Origin of the sequence: Citrobacter sp. 506 (assembly GCF_050434985.1) — a bacterium.
Taxonomy (GTDB): Bacteria; Pseudomonadota; Gammaproteobacteria; order Enterobacterales; family Enterobacteriaceae; genus Citrobacter; species Citrobacter braakii.
Genome location: NZ_JBNDJN010000001.1, coordinates 1804725 through 1822057, shown reverse-complemented (window position 1 = coordinate 1822057; position 17333 = coordinate 1804725). Strand labels below are relative to the sequence as shown.

Annotated in this window: 15 protein-coding genes and 1 other annotated feature; of the genes, 11 read left to right on the top strand and 4 right to left on the bottom strand. The window is 53.8% G+C overall.

Annotation, left to right across the window (positions count from 1 at the left end; genetic code table 11):
- The first annotated feature begins 17 nt into the window (after nt 1-17).
- Nucleotides 18-668 (top strand): multidrug efflux transporter transcriptional repressor AcrR, encoded by a 651-nt coding sequence (gene acrR / locus ABIE10_RS08925; protein ID WP_047416857.1) that lies wholly within the window; start codon nt 18-20, stop codon nt 666-668.
- Nucleotides 669-795: 127 nt separating this feature from the next.
- Complete coding sequence (mscK, locus tag ABIE10_RS08920) at nt 796-4161, top strand: mechanosensitive channel MscK (protein WP_047501900.1); 3366 nt, start codon at nt 796-798, stop codon at nt 4159-4161.
- A 74-nt stretch (nt 4162-4235) separates the two neighbouring features.
- Here mscK and rsmS read toward each other — a convergent pair whose 3' ends face one another.
- Complete coding sequence (gene rsmS, locus ABIE10_RS08915) at nt 4236-4397, bottom strand: pleiotropic regulatory protein RsmS (RefSeq protein WP_103765961.1); 162 nt, start codon at nt 4395-4397, stop codon at nt 4236-4238.
- Nucleotides 4398-4411: 14 nt separating this feature from the next.
- A complete protein-coding gene (gene priC / locus ABIE10_RS08910) occupies nt 4412-4939 on the bottom strand; it encodes a primosomal replication protein N'' (RefSeq protein ID WP_016152078.1) in 528 nt (175 codons plus the stop codon).
- A gap of 69 nt (nt 4940-5008) precedes the next feature.
- On the opposite strand from priC, the gene ABIE10_RS08905 reads away from it, so the two are divergent.
- The 8 genes from ABIE10_RS08905 (at nt 5009) to hemH (ending at nt 13179) form a co-directional block, all read left to right on the top strand.
- A complete protein-coding gene (locus ABIE10_RS08905) occupies nt 5009-5386 on the top strand; it encodes a DUF454 family protein (protein WP_029139439.1) in 378 nt (125 codons plus the stop codon).
- A gap of 193 nt (nt 5387-5579) precedes the next feature.
- A complete protein-coding gene (apt, locus tag ABIE10_RS08900) occupies nt 5580-6131 on the top strand; it encodes an adenine phosphoribosyltransferase (RefSeq protein ID WP_006685676.1) in 552 nt (183 codons plus the stop codon).
- 118 nt (nt 6132-6249) lie between these two features.
- Nucleotides 6250-8181 (top strand): DNA polymerase III subunit gamma/tau, encoded by a 1932-nt coding sequence (dnaX, locus tag ABIE10_RS08895; protein WP_047501898.1) that lies wholly within the window; start codon nt 6250-6252, stop codon nt 8179-8181.
- Nucleotides 7514-7578: a sequence feature (DnaX frameshifting element), on the top strand. It overlaps the preceding gene by 65 nt.
- Nucleotides 8182-8239: 58 nt before the next feature.
- Nucleotides 8240-8569, top strand: a complete 330-nt coding sequence (locus ABIE10_RS08890; protein ID WP_003021764.1) for a YbaB/EbfC family nucleoid-associated protein — start codon at nt 8240-8242, stop codon at nt 8567-8569.
- On the top strand, nt 8569-9174 hold the full coding sequence (gene recR / locus ABIE10_RS08885; RefSeq protein ID WP_016152082.1) for a recombination mediator RecR: 606 nt from the start codon (nt 8569-8571) through the stop codon (nt 9172-9174). The genes ABIE10_RS08890 and recR overlap by 1 nt, the downstream gene beginning before the upstream one ends.
- Nucleotides 9175-9284: 110 nt before the next feature.
- A complete protein-coding gene (gene htpG, locus ABIE10_RS08880) occupies nt 9285-11159 on the top strand; it encodes a molecular chaperone HtpG (protein ID WP_016152083.1) in 1875 nt (624 codons plus the stop codon).
- 232 nt (nt 11160-11391) lie between these two features.
- On the top strand, nt 11392-12036 hold the full coding sequence (adk, locus tag ABIE10_RS08875) for an adenylate kinase (protein ID WP_003021773.1): 645 nt from the start codon (nt 11392-11394) through the stop codon (nt 12034-12036).
- A 180-nt stretch (nt 12037-12216) separates the two neighbouring features.
- Nucleotides 12217-13179 carry a ferrochelatase gene (gene hemH, locus ABIE10_RS08870; protein WP_016152084.1) on the top strand — a complete coding sequence of 321 codons (963 nt, stop codon included), beginning with the start codon at nt 12217-12219 and terminating at the stop codon, nt 13177-13179.
- Here the strand turns inward: hemH and aes are convergent.
- Entirely contained in the window at nt 13176-14135 is a 960-nt protein-coding gene (aes, locus tag ABIE10_RS08865) for an acetyl esterase (protein ID WP_047501896.1), read from the bottom strand. The two genes, hemH and aes, sit on opposite strands and share 4 nt — an antisense overlap.
- A gap of 152 nt (nt 14136-14287) precedes the next feature.
- Between aes and gsk the strand changes: the two genes are divergently transcribed.
- A complete protein-coding gene (gene gsk, locus ABIE10_RS08860; protein ID WP_429155329.1) occupies nt 14288-15592 on the top strand; it encodes an inosine/guanosine kinase in 1305 nt (434 codons plus the stop codon).
- A gap of 45 nt (nt 15593-15637) precedes the next feature.
- Here gsk and ybaL read toward each other — a convergent pair whose 3' ends face one another.
- Nucleotides 15638-17317: a YbaL family putative K(+) efflux transporter gene (gene ybaL, locus ABIE10_RS08855; protein WP_016152087.1), complete on the bottom strand. Its 1680-nt coding sequence runs from the start codon at nt 17315-17317 to the stop codon at nt 15638-15640.
- Nucleotides 17318-17333: the final 16 nt, after the last annotated feature.

The following is a 17333-nucleotide window of genomic DNA, read 5'->3' as shown; positions in this document are numbered from 1 at the left end:
TGTAAATTCACTGACCTATGGCACGAAAAACCAAACAACAAGCACAGGAAACTCGACAGCACATTCTCGATGTCGCTCTGCGTTTGTTTTCGCAACAAGGGGTATCATCCACCTCGCTTGCGGAGATCGCAGCAGCCGCTGGTGTCACGCGCGGCGCGATCTATTGGCATTTCAAAAACAAATCGGATTTATTCAGTGAAATCTGGGAGCTAGCAAAACCTAACATTGATGAGTTAGAGACTGAGTATCAGGCAAAATTCCCCGACGATCCACTATCAGTATTAAGAGAAATTTTAATTTACGTTCTTGAAGCTACCGTGACAGAAGAACGCCGACGTTTATTGTTGGAAATTATATTCCACAAATGCGAATTTGTCGGGGAAATGGCCTCAGTTCAGCTAGCTCAACGCAGTCTGTGTATTGAAAATTACGACCGTATCGAACAAACATTGCGGCACTGCATGAACGCCAACATGCTGCCGGAAAATCTGAACACGCGTCGCGTGGCGGTGCTGCTGCGTAGTTATGTTACCGGAATTATCGAGAACTGGTTATTTGCCCCTGAATCTTTTGATCTGAAAAAAGAGGCACGGGAATACGTCGCCGTGCTGCTTGAGATGTGTCTTCTCTGCCCAACCTTGCGGGTTAACGTAACGGAAACCTGTTAACTCTCTGGGTCCGCACCAGGAATTCTCCTGGTCATTTTGCCTCCTGCTATTCTGCCGGTCACAGCCGTGATATTCTTGCCGCTTGACTATTTTCGGTCACTTTTCCGGTTCAGAAACCTTCATTCTCATGACTATGTTGCAGCTCTATAAACGTTCACAGCATCTTATTGCTATTACCATTCTTTTCTTCATTCTTTTGCTATCCTGCCAGTCATCTGCATTTGCGCGGGCGCAACAGAGTGGTGAACTGCCGACGAAAGCGGATATTCAGAGCCAGTTAGACACGCTGAATAAACAAAAAGATCTCTCCGCACAGGATAAGCTGGTTCAACAGGATCTCATCGATACCATTGCCACGCTGGATAAAATCGATCGTGTGAAGGATGAAACCGTACAGCTTCGGCAAAAAGTTGCCCAGGCGCCGGAGAAAATGCGTCAGGCGACGGATGCGCTAAATTCGCTTAGCGATGTCGATAATGACGATGAAACGCGAAAAACGCTGAGTACGCTCTCCTTACGACAGCTTGAGTCGCGCGTGTCGCAGGTCCTGGATGACCTGCAAAGCTCGCAAAACGATCTGGCCGCTTACAACAGCCAACTGGTATCGCTGCAGACACAGCCAGAACGCGTACAAAATGCGATGTACACTGCGTCGCAACAGATGCAGCAAATCCGCAATCGACTCGATGGCACCACTGTGGGAGAGGCGGCTTTACGCCCCAGCCAGCAGGTGCTGCTGCAGGCGCAGCAAGCATTGCTGAACGCGCAGATCGACCAGCAGCGTAAGAGCCTCGAAGGGAATACCGTTTTGCAGGATACCCTGCAAAAACAACGCGATTATGTGACGGCGCACAGTAACCGCCTTGAACACCAGCTCCAGCTCCTGCAAGAGGCGGTGAACAGCAAACGACTGACGTTAACCGAAAAGACGGCACAGGAAGCGGTAACGCCGGACGAAGCCGAGCGTATTCAGTCCAATCCGTTAGTGAAGCAGGAGCTTGATGTTAACCATCAGCTCAGCCAGCGCCTGATTGCCGCGACTGAAAACGGCAACAGCCTGATGCAGCAAAATATCAAGGTCAAAAACTGGCTTGACCGCGCGCTGCAATCCGAACGCAACATTAAAGAGCAGATCGCCGTTCTGAAAGGCAGTCTGCTGCTGTCGCGCATTTTATATCAGCAACAACAAACGCTGCCGTCGGCGGATGAGCTTGCCGATATGACCAACCGGATCGCCGATTTGCGTCTGGAGCAGTTCGAAGTTAACCAGCAGCGCGATACGTTGTTCCAGAATGATGCGTTTGTCGCCAAACTGGAAGAAGGACACAGCAACGACGTTAACCCTGAAGTCCATGATGCCCTGCTGCAGGTTGTGGATATGCGTCGTGAACTGTTGGATCAGCTAAATAAGCAGCTGGGCAACCAGTTGATGATGGCGATTAATCTGCAAATCAACCAGCAGCAGTTAATGAGCGTGTCGAAAAACCTGAAAGAGATCCTCACGCAGCAAATCTTCTGGGTTAACAGTAACCGTCCGATGGACTGGGACTGGATCAAAGCCTTCCCGCAAACCCTAAAAGACCAGTTTAAGTCGATGAAAATCACGGTGAACTGGGAAAAAGCCTGGCCCGCCGTATTTATTGCGTTCCTGGCAGGGCTGCCGCTGCTGCTTATCGCCGGGTTAATCCGCTGGCGTTTGAAGTGGCTGAAGGATTATCAGGCAACATTAGCCGCCGCGGTGGGTAACCTGCGCAATGACAGTCAGCTTAATACGCCAAAAGCGATTCTTATCGATCTCATCAGAGCCTTGCCGGCGTGTCTGATTATCCTCGCGGTGGGTCTGATTCTGCTGACTATGCAGCTGAATATTAGCGACCTGCTGTGGGCGTTCAGTAAGAAGATGACCATCTTCTGGCTGGTGTTTGGTCTGTGCTGGAAGGTGCTGGAAAAAGATGGTGTGGCGATACGTCATTTTGGCATGCCAGCGAAGCAGACCAGCCACTGGCGTCGCCAGATTGTGCGTATTAGCCTTGCGCTGTTGCCGCTTAACTTCTGGTCGGTCATTGCTGAGCTGTCGCCGCTTAATTTAATGGACGATGTGCTTGGCCAGGTGGTCATTTTCCTCAACCTGCTGCTGATCGCCTTCCTGGTATGGCCAATGTGCCGCGAAAGCTGGCGTGACAAAGAGTCGCATGGTCTGCGTCTGGTCACTATTACCGTGCTGTCTATTATTCCGATTGCATTAATGGTGCTGACGGCGACAGGGTATTTCTACACCACGCTGCGCCTGGCGGGCCGCTGGATTGAAACGGTCTATCTGGTTATCCTCTGGAATCTGCTGTACCAGACGGTACTGCGAGGGTTGAGCGTAGCGGCTCGCCGTATCGCCTGGCGTCGTGCGTTAGCGCGTCGTCAGAACCTGGTGAAAGAAGGGGCCGAAGGCGCAGAGCCGCAGGAAGAACCGACTATTGCGCTGGAGCAGGTTAACCAGCAAACGCTGCGTATAACCATGCTGGTGATGGTTGCCCTGTTTGGTGTTCTGTTCTGGGCCATTTGGTCTGATTTGATCACCGTGTTCAGCTATCTCGACAGCATAACGCTCTGGCATTACAACGGCACCGAAGCGGGTGCGGCAGTGGTGAAAGACGTCACCATGGGCAGCCTGTTGTTTGCGATTATTGCGTCAATGGTCGCGTGGGCGCTGATCCGCAACTTACCCGGCCTGCTGGAAGTGCTGGTGCTCTCGCGACTGAAGATGCGCCAGGGGGCTTCTTATGCGATCACCACGATCCTGAATTATGCCATCATCGCCATCGGTGCGATGACGGTCTTCGGATCGCTCGGCGTCTCGTGGGATAAGCTACAGTGGCTGGCCGCTGCTCTCTCGGTTGGTCTTGGTTTCGGCTTGCAGGAGATTTTCGGTAACTTTGTTTCCGGTCTGATTATTCTGTTTGAACGCCCAGTACGCATCGGCGATACCGTGACCATCGGTACGTTCTCCGGAACGGTCAGCAAGATCCGTATCCGTGCCACTACTATTACTGACTTCGATCGTAAAGAGGTGATCATCCCGAACAAAGCATTCGTGACGGAGCGTTTGATCAACTGGTCGCTCTCCGATACCACCACGCGTCTGGTGATCCGCATTGGCGTGGCCTATGGTTCGGATCTGGACAAAGTGAAGAAGGTGCTGTTGCAGGCGGCGACAGAACACCCGAAAGTGATGCACGATCCGGAGCCTGCAGTGTTCTTTACCGCCTTCGGCGCCAGTACGCTGGATCATGAGCTGCGTTTATACGTGCGTGAATTGCGCGATCGTAGCCACACGGTTGATGAACTTAACCGGGCGGTCGATCGTTTGTGCCGTGAAAATGACATTGATATCGCCTTTAACCAGCTCGAAGTTCACCTGCATAACGCGAAAGGTGACACCGTGACCGAGGTAAAACGTGACATCATTAAAGGTGACGATCCGACGCCTTCGGTAGGTTAACAGAAATAATCATCAGGCCTGCGAGCTTCGATTCATTCGTAGGCCTGATAAGTGCAACGCCATCAGGTTTTCAGTTACCGCTCTTTTTTAGATAAAGAGAGCTGTTTCTTCTCGTAATCCTGCTTCACAATCTCCAGTGCTTTCAGAACTGTTTCAGGCTCCATCTGATTCTCTTCAAGCAGGACAATCAAATCGACGGCCAGTTTGACTTCATCTGGGGCGTTCTCTAATGACATAAATTCTCCGGGGATTAGCGGGTTAAACGCGCCAGCACGTTATCTATTCTTGCCAGTGCATGACGACAGCGTGCCAGTCGTGCTTCGAATGCCTCTACTTCGCGATGCAGTTTTTGCTGTTCTTCAAAGCCCGTAACCTGTGCCAGGCGTTCTTTACGTTCACGCGTCATTTCAACCAGGCGGCGCTCAAACTCCTGATGTTGAACTCGCTTACGCTGCCAGCGCGCCAGGCCAGGAGAGGCGCTGTCCCACTCCCGGAGCGACCAACTGGCGGTTTCACGTGAAATCGCCTCTAACTGTGAGGCAAGGTGTTCCGTAAGCCAGGTAATTTGTGGTAGTTGTTGCTGTTCAACTGCGCGACGTAGTGCAGTGAGATTATCATCAGCTTCATCCAGACAGGCCTGTAGCAACGTGCTGCGGGTGTGAAACAGATGCCTGTCAAAGCGGGCGCTAAGCGTGGCATGGTGTGCCAGTGGGGCACAACGCTGCCGTAAGCGGTTAAGCTGGTTTTCGAGCGTCTGAAGCAGCATGACGGTTTTCACGACAACACTCCGATGAAAATGAGAACTGTTATGATAAAGTAGCGATTCTCTGTGTTAAGTATTCATATTATGCAACGCATTATTCTAATCATCATAGGCTGGATAGCGGTAGTGTTAGGAACGCTGGGCGTTGTATTGCCTCTGTTGCCGACGACGCCGTTTATCTTGCTGGCCGCCTGGTGTTTTGCTCGCTCGTCGCCGCGTTTTCACGACTGGTTGCTGTACCGTTCGTGGTTCGGCGGGTATCTGCGCCACTGGCAAAAACACCGCGCGATGCCGCCGGGAGCAAAGCCGCGCGCTATTTTGTTGATCCTGGTGACGTTTAGTATTTCACTGTGGCTGGTCAACATGATGTGGGTACGCGGCCTGCTGCTGGTTATTCTCGCCTGTTTACTGATTTTTATGTGGCGGATCCCGGTGATTGATGAAAAACAACAAAAGCAGTAAAGCGCAATAAACGCTGTTGCAATTGTCTCTCACAGCCAGTAAATTCGACCGTTTTCGAGCACAGGCGCAGGTGGTCAAAGGTTAAGCAAATATAACCTTGGCTCTTATACAGACACAAAATCATTCAAGATACGTCGAGGATGAAGTGTATAGTGCGCCGTGAAGTAATACTGTATTAATCAGGCACAAACTTATGACCGCGACTGCACAGCAGCTTGAGTTTCTCAAAAATAGCATCAAAAGCATCCACGATTACCCAAAACCGGGCATTCTTTTTCGTGATGTCACCAGTTTACTGGAAGATCCGAAAGCCTACGCCCTCAGTATTGAATTGCTGGTTGAACGCTACAAAAATGCGGGTATCACTAAAGTGGTTGGTACCGAAGCGCGTGGCTTCCTGTTTGGCGCGCCGGTAGCGTTGGGTCTGGGCGTTGGTTTTGTTCCGGTACGTAAACCCCGTAAGCTTCCGCGTGAAGTTATTGCTGAGAGCTATGAGCTGGAATACGGCACCGATCAACTGGAAATCCACGTTGATGCCATCAAACCTGGCGATAAAGTCCTGGTTGTGGACGACCTGCTGGCAACCGGCGGCACGATTGAAGCGACCGTGAAACTGATCCGCCGTCTGGGTGGCGAAGTGACCGATGCTGCATTTATCATTAACCTGTTTGATCTGGGTGGCGAGCAGCGTCTGGAAAAGCAGGGACTGACCTGTTATAGCCTGGTTCCATTCCCGGGCCACTAATTTCGGGCTATCCTATCTCGGCAGATTAATACCGAGACACACAACCTCGCTGTCGCTGCGAGGTTGTGTTAGCATTATCCCCCTGTGAATCCACCCTCCAGCCTTTCAGAGCCTGCCAATGAGTTATCAGGTCTTAGCCCGAAAATGGCGCCCACAAACCTTTGCTGACGTCGTCGGCCAGGAACATGTGCTGACGGCACTGGCGAACGGCTTGTCGTTAGGGCGTATTCATCATGCTTATTTGTTTTCCGGCACCCGTGGCGTCGGGAAAACGTCAATCGCCCGTTTGCTGGCGAAGGGATTAAACTGTGAAACCGGCATCACCGCTACGCCGTGCGGCGTGTGCGATAACTGCCGTGAAATCGAGCAGGGGCGCTTTGTCGATCTGATTGAAATCGACGCCGCCTCACGCACCAAAGTCGAAGACACCCGTGACCTGCTGGATAACGTCCAGTACGCGCCAGCGCGCGGTCGCTTTAAGGTCTATTTGATCGACGAAGTGCACATGCTGTCGCGCCACAGTTTTAACGCTTTGCTGAAAACGCTCGAAGAGCCGCCCGCGCACGTTAAGTTCTTGCTGGCGACTACCGATCCGCAGAAGCTGCCGGTGACTATCCTGTCGCGCTGTCTGCAATTCCATCTTAAAGCGTTGGATGTCGAACAGATTCGCCATCAGCTTGAGCATATCCTCAAAGAAGAGCATATCGCCCATGAGCCACGTGCGCTGCAACTGCTGGCTCGCGCCGCGGACGGCAGCCTGCGCGATGCGCTGAGCCTGACCGATCAAGCGATCGCCAGCGGCGATGGTCAGGTCTCGACCGACGCGGTCAGCACCATGCTTGGCACGCTGGACGACGACCAGGCGCTTTCGCTGGTTGAAGCGGTTGTGGCTGCGGACGGCGAACGCGTTATGACGCTGGTGAACGATGCCGCCGCGCGCGGTATTGAATGGGAAGCGCTACTGGTTGAGATGTCGGCTCTGCTGCATCGTATTGCCATGGTTCAGCTTTCACCTGCCGCGCTCGGCAGCGATATGGCCGCTATTGAACAGCGTATGCGCGAACTGGCGCGAATCGTCCCGCCAACCGATGTGCAGCTTTACTACCAGACCCTGTTAATCGGGCGCAAAGAACTGCCGTATGCGCCGGACAGGCGAATGGGCGTTGAAATGACGCTGCTACGTGCGCTGGCTTTTCATCCGCGCATGCCGCTCCCGGAACCTGAAGCCCCACGACACTCGTTTGCCCCGGTCGCACCCACTGCGGTGATGAACCCGACGCAGGTGCCGCAGCAGCAGCCTGCGGCAGCGCAACAGCAACAGAATGTGCCGCTCTCCGATGCTACCAGCCAGGTGCTGGCGGCACGCAGCCAGCTGCAACGCGCTCAGGGAGCAACCAAACCAAAAAAGAGTGAACCGGCAGCCGCTTCCCGCGCGCGGCCGGTGAATAATGCTGCGCTGGAAAGACTGGCTTCGGTGTCGGAACGTGTTCAGGCGCGTCCAGCGGTCTCTGCACTGGAAAAAGCGCCAGCGAAGAAAGAAGCGTATCGCTGGAAAGCGACCAATCCTGTTGCAGAAGTCAAAGAAGTCGTCGCTACGCCGAAAGCGCTGAAAAAAGCGCTTGAGCATGAAAAAACGCCAGAACTGGCGGCAAAGCTGGCGGCTGAGGCCATCGAACGCGACCCGTGGGCCGCACAGGTGAGCCAGCTCTCGCTGCCTAAACTGGTGGAGCAGGTGGCGCTTAATGCCTGGAAAGAAGAGAATGGCAACGTGGTTTGCCTGCACCTGCGTTCCACGCAGCGACACCTTAACTCCAGCGGCGCGCAGCAAAAACTGGCCGAAGCATTGAGTTCCTTAACAGGGTCAACGGTTGAATTGACCATCGTTGAAGATGATAATCCAGCGGTGCGCACGCCGCTGGAGTGGCGTCAGGCCATTTATGAAGAGAAACTCGCGCAGGCGCGTGAGTCGATTATTGCGGATAATAACATTCAGACGCTGCGTCGTTTTTTCGATGCGGACCTGGACGAAGAGAGTATTCGCCCCATTTGATCGTCAGCCATTACGGTTTGACGGTCGTCATCCCTTAACGTGATTGAGAGAGAAGCCTATGTTTGGTAAAGGCGGTCTGGGTAACCTGATGAAACAGGCCCAGCAGATGCAAGAAAAAATGCAGCAGATGCAGGAAGAAGTCGCCAAGCTGGAAGTGACCGGCGAATCTGGCGCGGGTCTGGTAAAAGTAACCATCAACGGCGCGCATAACTGCCGTCGTGTGGAGATCGATCCAAGCCTGCTGGAAGACGACAAAGAGATGCTGGAAGACTTGGTTGCTGCGGCATTCAACGACGCCGCGCGCCGTATTGAAGAGACGCAGAAAGAGAAGATGGCCTCTGTTTCCTCCGGAATGCAGCTGCCTCCTGGCTTTAAGATGCCGTTCTGATGCAAACCAGCCCGCTGTTAACTCAGCTTATGGAAGCTCTGCGCTGTCTGCCGGGCGTTGGCCCGAAGTCTGCGCAGCGCATGGCGTTCACGCTGCTTCAGCGCGATCGCAGCGGCGGGATGCGTCTGGCGCAGGCGTTAACGAAGGCGATGTCGGAAATCGGCCACTGTGCCGATTGCCGCACATTCACAGAACAGGACGTCTGCAACATCTGCTCGAACCCGCGTCGCCAGGAAAATGGTCAGATTTGCGTGGTGGAGAGTCCGGCGGACATCTACGCCATTGAGCAAACCGGGCAATTTTCCGGACGTTACTTCGTGCTGATGGGACACCTGTCGCCGCTGGACGGTATTGGCCCTGATGATATCGGGCTGGATCGTCTTGAGCAGCGGCTGGCATCTGAGCAAATCAGCGAACTGATCCTGGCGACCAATCCCACGGTCGAAGGAGAGGCGACCGCCAACTATATTGCTGAGCTTTGCATGCAATATGACGTTGAAGCCAGCCGTATCGCCCATGGCGTTCCGGTTGGTGGCGAGCTGGAAATGGTCGATGGCACTACGCTGTCGCACTCTCTGGCAGGACGGCACAAGATTAAATTCTGAACAAACGGAGGCCGCGACGGCGGCTTCCGCTTGAAATCCTTCCCGCTTGTCCCCATTTCACCCTCAACCTGTTTTTACCATTGAAAATGGCATTGTTGAGGTAGACCTACATGAAAGGACAAGAAACTCGTGGTTTTCAGTCAGAAGTAAAACAGCTTCTGCACCTGATGATCCATTCTCTGTATTCCAATAAAGAAATCTTCCTGCGTGAGCTTATCTCTAACGCCTCGGATGCGGCAGACAAGCTGCGTTTTCGCGCACTGTCTAACCCGGACCTGTATGAAGGTGACGGTGAGCTGCGTGTGCGTGTTTCCTTCGATAAAGATAAGCGTACGTTGACCATTGCCGATAACGGCGTGGGGATGAACCGTGATGACGTTATCGATCATCTGGGGACCATTGCGAAATCCGGTACTAAATCTTTCCTTGAATCCATGGGATCCGATCAGGCGAAAGACAGCCAGTTGATCGGCCAGTTCGGGGTTGGCTTCTACTCTGCGTTCATCGTGGCGGATAAAGTCACCGTGCGTACCCGCGCAGCGGGCGATAAACCGGAAAATGGTGTGTTCTGGGAATCTGCGGGTGAAGGTGAGTACACCGTTGCCGACATCACCAAAGACGATCGCGGCACCGAAATCACGCTGCATCTGCGCGAAGGCGAAGACGAGTTCCTTGATGACTGGCGCGTACGTTCCATCATCAGCAAATATTCCGACCATATCGCGTTGCCGGTAGAGATCGAAAAATCCGAAGAGAAAGACGGCGAGACCGTGGTTTCCTGGGAAAAGATCAACAAGGCGCAGGCGCTGTGGACCCGTAACAAGTCGGAAATCAAAGACGACGAGTACAACGAATTCTACAAACATATCGCGCACGACTTCACTGATCCGCTGACCTGGAGCCATAACCGTGTGGAAGGTAAGCAGGAGTACACCAGCCTGCTGTACATCCCGTCTCAGGCTCCGTGGGATATGTGGAACCGCGATCACAAGCATGGTCTGAAACTGTACGTTCAGCGCGTTTTCATTATGGACGACGCCGAGCAGTTTATGCCGAATTACCTGCGCTTTGTGCGTGGCCTGATAGATTCTAACGATCTGCCGCTGAACGTTTCTCGTGAGATCCTGCAGGACAGCACCGTCACCCGTAACCTGCGTAGCGCGCTGACCAAACGCGTACTGCAGATGCTGGAAAAACTGGCGAAAGACGACGCAGAAAAATACCAGACCTTCTGGAAACAGTTCGGCCTGGTGCTGAAAGAAGGCCCGGCGGAAGACAACGCTAACCAGGAAACGATCGCTAAGCTGATGCGCTTCGCGTCCACGCACACTGACTCCTCCGCACAAACCGTGTCGCTGGAAGACTACGTGTCGCGTATGAAAGAAGGGCAGGAGAAAATCTACTACATCACCGCAGACAGCTATGCGGCGGCGAAGAGCAGCCCGCACCTGGAACTGTTGCGTAAGAAAGGCATCGAAGTGCTGCTGCTTTCTGACCGTATCGATGAGTGGATGATGAACTACCTGACCGAGTTCGACGGTAAGGCATTCCAGTCCGTAGCCAAAGCTGACGAGTCCATCGACAAGCTGGCGGATGACGTTGACGAATCGGCAAAAGAAGCGGAAAAAGCGCTGACGCCGTTCGTTGAGCGCGTGAAAACCCTGCTGGGCGATCGCGTAAAAGAAGTGCGTCTGACTCACCGTCTGACCGACACGCCGGCCATCGTTACCACCGATGCGGACGAAATGAGCACCCAGATGGCGAAACTGTTCGCTGCTGCTGGCCAGGCCGTACCGGAAGTGAAATATATCTTTGAACTCAACCCGGACCACGTGCTGGTCAAACGCACGGCGGATACCCAGGACGAAGCACAGTTCAAAGAGTGGGTTGAACTGCTGCTGGATCAGGCGCTGTTTGCTGAACGCGGCACGCTGGAAGATCCAAACCAGTTCATTCGTCGTATGAACCAGTTGCTGGTGTCCTGATAGCCGTAAGGTAATGCCGGATGATGCTAACGCGTGTCCGGCTTACACCATCTCGTCGATCCCTGGCCGGATACGGTGTTTACACCGCGATCCGGCATTTTCTCTCCTCATTTTTAATTTTCCCACCGTTAACCGTTTCAGCGTCGGGCGTCTTCCTTGAGCCAATTGCGTGATGGTGGTATCGTTTAGCGCTTTTTAAAAAATATCGACAACCTTTAAGGGGATTTTCGTAATGCGTATCATTCTGCTTGGCGCTCCGGGCGCGGGTAAAGGAACTCAGGCTCAGTTCATCATGGAGAAGTATGGTATTCCGCAAATCTCCACCGGTGATATGCTGCGTGCTGCCGTGAAATCTGGCTCCGAGCTGGGCAAACAAGCGAAAGACATCATGGACGCCGGTAAGCTGGTGACTGATGAGCTGGTGATCGCGCTGGTAAAAGAGCGTATTGCTCAGGAAGACTGCCGTAATGGTTTCCTGCTTGATGGCTTCCCGCGTACTATTCCGCAGGCTGATGCCATGAAAGAAGCAGGCATCAACGTGGACTACGTTCTTGAATTCGACGTTCCGGACGAGCTGATCGTTGACCGTATCGTGGGTCGTCGCGTACACGCTGCTTCTGGCCGCGTTTACCACATCAAATTCAACCCGCCTAAGGTTGAAGGCAAAGACGACGTGACCGGCGAAGAGCTGACCACCCGTAAAGACGATCAGGAAGAGACCGTACGTAAGCGCCTGGTGGAATACCATCAGATGACCGCTCCGCTGATCGGCTACTACTCTAAAGAAGCGCAGGCGGGTAACACCAAATACGCGAAAGTTGACGGCACCCAGGCTGTGGCTGACGTTCGCGCAGCGCTGGAGAAAATCCTCGGTTAAGTTTTAGCGCAGTCAATGCCGGATGGCGGTGTAAACACCTTATCCGGCCTACGATTTTATGTAGGCCTGATAAGCGCAGCGCCATCAGGCAAATTCTCGTCTTACCTTTCACAGCAATTAGTTCTTCTTTATCGCTTTTCCGCTACAATTATCAACAATTTGAATCGATAAGAGGCGGTAATGCGTCAGACGAAAACCGGTATCCTGCTGGCAAACCTCGGCACTCCCGATGCCCCAACCCCCGAAGCCGTTAAGCGCTACCTGCGCCAGTTTTTAAGCGATCAACGCGTAGTCGATACGTCACCTGCGCTGTGGTGGCCGCTGCTGCGTGGTGTGATTTTGCCGCTGCGTGCGCCACGCGTGGCGAAGCTGTACCAGTCAATCTGGATGGAAGACGGTTCCCCGCTGATGGTCTACAGTAAGGCGCAACAGCAGGCGCTGGCACAACGTCTGCCAAATACGCCTGTCGCGCTGGGGATGAGCTACGGTTCACCGTCGCTTGAAAGCGCGGTCGATGAACTGCTGGCAAGCGGAGTTGAACACATGGTGGTGTTACCGCTGTACCCGCAATATTCCTGTTCTACCGTGGCGGCGGTCTGGGACGAACTGGCGCGAATCTTAGCGCGTAAACGCAGTATTCCTGGCATCTCATTTATTCGTGATTACGCCGATGACAGCAGCTACATTGATGCGCTGGCCAAGAGCGCCCGTGATTCATTTGCTCAACATGGTGAACCCGATTTGCTGCTGCTTTCCTACCACGGCATTCCGCAGCGCTACGCCGATGAAGGCGATGACTACCCGCAGCGCTGCCGCGATACGACTCGTGAGCTGGTTTCAGCGCTTGGCTTGCCGCCGGAAAAAGTGATGATGACCTTCCAGTCTCGCTTTGGCCGTGAACCGTGGTTAACGCCATATACCGATGAAACGTTAAAAATGCTGGCGGAGAAAGGGACCCGACATATCCAGGTCATGTGTCCGGGCTTCGCGGCTGATTGTCTCGAAACGCTGGAAGAGATAGCGGTGCAAAACCGGGAGATTTTCCTTGAGGCAGGCGGTAAGCAATATGAGTATATTCCGGCGCTGAATGCCACACCGGAACATATCGAAATGATGGTTAAACTGACCGCAGCCTACCGTTAAAGCTGCGCTCTGAAGTAACGCGCGCCCTCCCGCAACGCATCGTCGGCGGTTTTCATCATCCGCGAATAGTGCAGGAAGGCGTGCAACGTGCCGGGGTACATTTTGTACTGGCAGGGCTGCTGATGCGCCTGTAGCGTCTGGAATAATAAGCGGCTATCGTCAATCAGCGGATCAAACTCCGCACCGGCGATAAAACACGGCGGTACGTCGCGCGTCAGGTCGTTATTAAACAGGCAATAGTACGGTGATTCACGATCGTCGGCGCTACGCAGGTACGCGTTTTCGTACATCTGCAGATCCTCGCGAGTTAAACCATCCCAGGCTCCGCCCATTAGCCGTCGGCTCAGTGAATCCTGCAGGCCGTAAAGCCCATACCACAACAGCACGCCAGCCACCTTGCCGCAGGCAATTTGTTTATCCCGCAACCACAACGCGCTGGCAAGCGCCAGCATGGCCCCGGCGGAATCGCCCGCAAAACCAATATGATTCACATTAAGGGAATAATCGCCAGCGTGCTGATAAAAGTACTGACACACGGCGACAATCTCTTCGATGGCTTGCGGGTAGCGGGCCTCTGGCGCAAGCGAATAGTCGATGCCAATGATCGTGCACTGCGTATAGCGCGCCAGTAAACGCATAATGCGATCGTGGGTATCCAGATTACCGAGAATAAAACCGCCGCCGTGCAGGTAATATAGCGTCGCCTGGCTATGGGGCTGCGGAGCGTAAATTCGTGTGGCAACGGGGCCGCATGCGGTAGAAATAACACATTCTCGGGTATTCATCTGTGGGGCATCGGCATTCCACAACTGCCGTTCATGAATGTAGTGTTTACGCTGGGCCACAAAGTCATCAGCAGCGGGCCACGGTGGCAAATCTTCGCGATGAAAATTCACCACACTTTTCATTTCATCCGAAATGTTGTCGAGTACGGGGATCTTGTTTTCCGGCTTCATAAAGCGCTCCTTGTGAAGGTGAGTTATTGTAGAAATTCATCCCAGATAAACTGCGATCTCACCGTCCGATATTGAAACTCAGCGCCGCATCGCATGCGCAGCGGGGAATGTGCTACCATGCATCGCTCAGCTAACCACCCGTAAAATCGACCATGAAATTTCCCGGTAAACGTAAATCCAAACACTATTTCCCCGTCAGCGCGCGCGATCCGTTGCTGCAACAAATTCAGCCAGAAAATGAAACCAGCGCAGCCTGGGTGGTGGGTATTGACCAGACGCTGGTGGATATTGAAGCCAAAGTTGATGATAACTTTGTAAAACGTTATGGATTAAGCGCCGGGCACTCTCTGGTGATTGCAGATGATGTCGCTGAAGCGCTCTACCAGGAACTGGTGCGTGAAAATTTGATCACCCATCAGTTTGCGGGCGGTACTATCGGTAATACGATGCACAACTACTCCGTGCTGGCGGATGACCGCTCGGTGCTGCTGGGTGTGATGTGCAACAATATCGAGATTGGCAGCTATGCGTACCGCTATTTATGCAATACCTCCAGTCGTACCGATCTGAACTACCTGCAGGGCGTAGATGGACCGATTGGTCGCTGCTTTACGCTGATTGGCGAGTCCGGTGAGCGTACCTTTGCAATCAGCCCAGGGCATATGAACAAGCTGCGGGCGGATAGCATCCCTGAATCGGTGATTGCCGGAGCGTCCGCGCTGGTGCTAACGTCCTATCTGGTGCGCTGCGAGCCGGGCGAGCCAATGCCGGAAGCGACCATGAAGGCGATCGAATTTGCTAAAAAACACAATGTACCGGTGGTACTGACGCTGGGCACCAAATTTGTCATTGCCGATAATCCGCAGTGGTGGCAGGCATTCCTGAAAGAGCATGTCTCAATTCTGGCGATGAATGAAGAAGAGGCCGAAGCGCTGACCGGCGAAAACGATCCGCTGCTGGCGTCCGACAAGGCGCTGGATTGGGTGGATCTGGTGCTGTGCACAGCGGGTCCGGCGGGTCTTTATATGGCGGGCTTTACGGAAGAAGAAGTCAAACGTAAAACCCAGCATCCGCTGCTGCCTGGGGCCATTGCCGAATTCAACCAGTACGAGTTTAGCCGCGCCATGCGCCATAAAGATTGTACCAATCCGCTGCGTGTGTATTCGCACATCGCGCCGTATATGGGCGGGCCAGAGAAGATCATGAATACCAACGGCGCTGGCGACGGCGCGCTGGCGGCATTGCTGCATGATATTACCGCTAACAGCTATCACCGCAGCAACGTGCCTAACTCCAGCAAGCACAAGTTCACCTGGCTGACCTATTCGTCGTTAGCCCAGGTGTGTAAATATGCGAATCGCGTGAGTTATCAGGTGCTGAACCAGCATTCCCCGCGCCTGACGCGCGGTTTGCCGGAACGCGAAGATAGCCTCGAAGAGTCGTACTGGGATCGTTAAATCATGCACATGCCGGATAAGCGATAGCGTCATCCGGCAACGACATCAGCCTGTAACGACCACCTCACCTGCAGGCGGCGTTTCAATCAGCTCCAGCATGGTACGGGCGATTTCACGCTCACCCATGACGACCTGATTGGCGCCGCGTTCGGTAATGTATTCCACCTCGTCGTCATAATGCGCGCGGGCGATAATTTCAATCGACGGGCACTTCTCGCGTGCTGAAGCGACAATTTCACCCGCTTCATAGCCATTGGGAATGGTCAGCAGTAGCCAGCGTGCGCAATCCAGATGCGCCAGATTCATAATTTCTTCGTTGGCGGCATTTCCCAGCACCGCGCGGATCCCGCGCTCGCGCAGTTCATCCACTCGGGTGCGTGAGGTTTCGATAACTACCAGCGGGATCCCCGCAGCCATCAATTTCTCGCCCAGCAGGCTACCGACGCGCCCAAAGCCAACCAGCAGGGCGTGATTGCAGATATCCACCGGAATTTGCTTCTCTTCTTCAATAGCCTCTTCCAGCGTCTGTTCTTCCAGCGTTTCTGTTTTGGCGAGATATTTTTCTAACACCGCGAACAGCACCGGGTTAAGCATGATGGACAGGATCGCCCCCGCCAGCACCAGATTCTGTCCGGCCTGCGGCAGCAGGTTTAACGCCATGCCCAGACCCGCCAGGATAAAGGCAAATTCACCAATCTGCGCCAGGCTGGTGGCAATGGTGAGCGCTGTGCGTTGGGAGTGACCAAACAGGCGCACCAGGAAATAGGCGGCAAGGGATTTACCAAAGATGATAATCGCCAGCGTGCCCAGCACCGCCAGCGGCTGCTGAATCAGAATCATGGGATCAAAGAGCATCCCGACGGAAACAAAGAACAGTACGGCGAACGCATCGCGCAGCGGTAGGGTGTCATGCGCCGCACGGTGACTCAGTTCAGATTCGTTCAGCACCATGCCGGCGAAGAATGCCCCCAGTGCAAAGGAGACATCGAACAGCTCCACTGCGCCAAATGCGATACCTAATGCGAGGGCGAGGACTGACAGGGTAAACAGTTCGCGTGAGCCGGTTGCGGCGCTACGGGCCATAATCCACGGCACCAGGCGACGACCGACCAGCATCATAATTGCGATAAACGCCACCACCTTACCGATGGTAATGCCCATATCTACGGCCAGCGAGGCAAAGCCGACATCTTCTTTTTCCAGCATTCCAGCGACGGCTGGCAGGAGAACCAGCGTCAGCACCATCATCAGGTCTTCGACAATCAGCCAGCCAATGGCGATTTGTCCGCGCTGACTGTCAATGAGCTGTCTTTCTTCAAGCGCACGCAATAGCACCACGGTACTGGCGGTTGATAGACACAGACCAAACACGATCCCTACCATCAGCGACCAGCCCATCACCGCTGAAAGCGCCATGCCCAGCAGCGTTGCCACCGCTATCTGGGCAATCGCGCCGGGAATGGCGATAGACTTTACCGCCATCAAATCCTTCAGCGAAAAGTGCAGCCCCACGCCGAACATCAGCAGGATTACGCCAAGCTCGGCCAGTTCAGGCGCTAACTTGGTATCAGCAACAAAACCAGGTGTAAATGGACCGGCCAGAACGCCCGCTAACAGATATCCCACCAGAGGAGAAATACGTAGTTTATTGGCAATCATGCCTAATATAAAAGCGAGCACAAGGCCGCCGACAATGGTGGTGATAAGCGGGGTGGCGTGATGCATTCCGTCTCCTTTGGTT

What these genes read in the sequence shown, in the direction of transcription:
- acrR (WP_047416857.1), top strand. Translation starts at nt 18, where the DNA reads ATGGCACGAAAAACCAAACAACAAGCACAGGAAACTCGACAGCACATT.
- mscK (WP_047501900.1), top strand. Translation starts at nt 796, where the DNA reads ATGACTATGTTGCAGCTCTATAAACGTTCACAGCATCTTATTGCTATT.
- rsmS (WP_103765961.1), bottom strand. Translation starts at nt 4,397, where the DNA reads ATGTCATTAGAGAACGCCCCAGATGAAGTCAAACTGGCCGTCGATTTG.
- ABIE10_RS08905 (WP_029139439.1), top strand. Translation starts at nt 5,009, where the DNA reads ATGCAACGCATTATTCTAATCATCATAGGCTGGATAGCGGTAGTGTTA.
- apt (WP_006685676.1), top strand. Translation starts at nt 5,580, where the DNA reads ATGACCGCGACTGCACAGCAGCTTGAGTTTCTCAAAAATAGCATCAAA.
- dnaX (WP_047501898.1), top strand. Translation starts at nt 6,250, where the DNA reads ATGAGTTATCAGGTCTTAGCCCGAAAATGGCGCCCACAAACCTTTGCT.
- ABIE10_RS08890 (WP_003021764.1), top strand. Translation starts at nt 8,240, where the DNA reads ATGTTTGGTAAAGGCGGTCTGGGTAACCTGATGAAACAGGCCCAGCAG.
- recR (WP_016152082.1), top strand. Translation starts at nt 8,569, where the DNA reads ATGCAAACCAGCCCGCTGTTAACTCAGCTTATGGAAGCTCTGCGCTGT.
- htpG (WP_016152083.1), top strand. Translation starts at nt 9,285, where the DNA reads ATGAAAGGACAAGAAACTCGTGGTTTTCAGTCAGAAGTAAAACAGCTT.
- adk (WP_003021773.1), top strand. Translation starts at nt 11,392, where the DNA reads ATGCGTATCATTCTGCTTGGCGCTCCGGGCGCGGGTAAAGGAACTCAG.
- hemH (WP_016152084.1), top strand. Translation starts at nt 12,217, where the DNA reads ATGCGTCAGACGAAAACCGGTATCCTGCTGGCAAACCTCGGCACTCCC.
- aes (WP_047501896.1), bottom strand. Translation starts at nt 14,135, where the DNA reads ATGAAGCCGGAAAACAAGATCCCCGTACTCGACAACATTTCGGATGAA.
- gsk (WP_429155329.1), top strand. Translation starts at nt 14,288, where the DNA reads ATGAAATTTCCCGGTAAACGTAAATCCAAACACTATTTCCCCGTCAGC.
- ybaL (WP_016152087.1), bottom strand. Translation starts at nt 17,317, where the DNA reads ATGCATCACGCCACCCCGCTTATCACCACCATTGTCGGCGGCCTTGTG.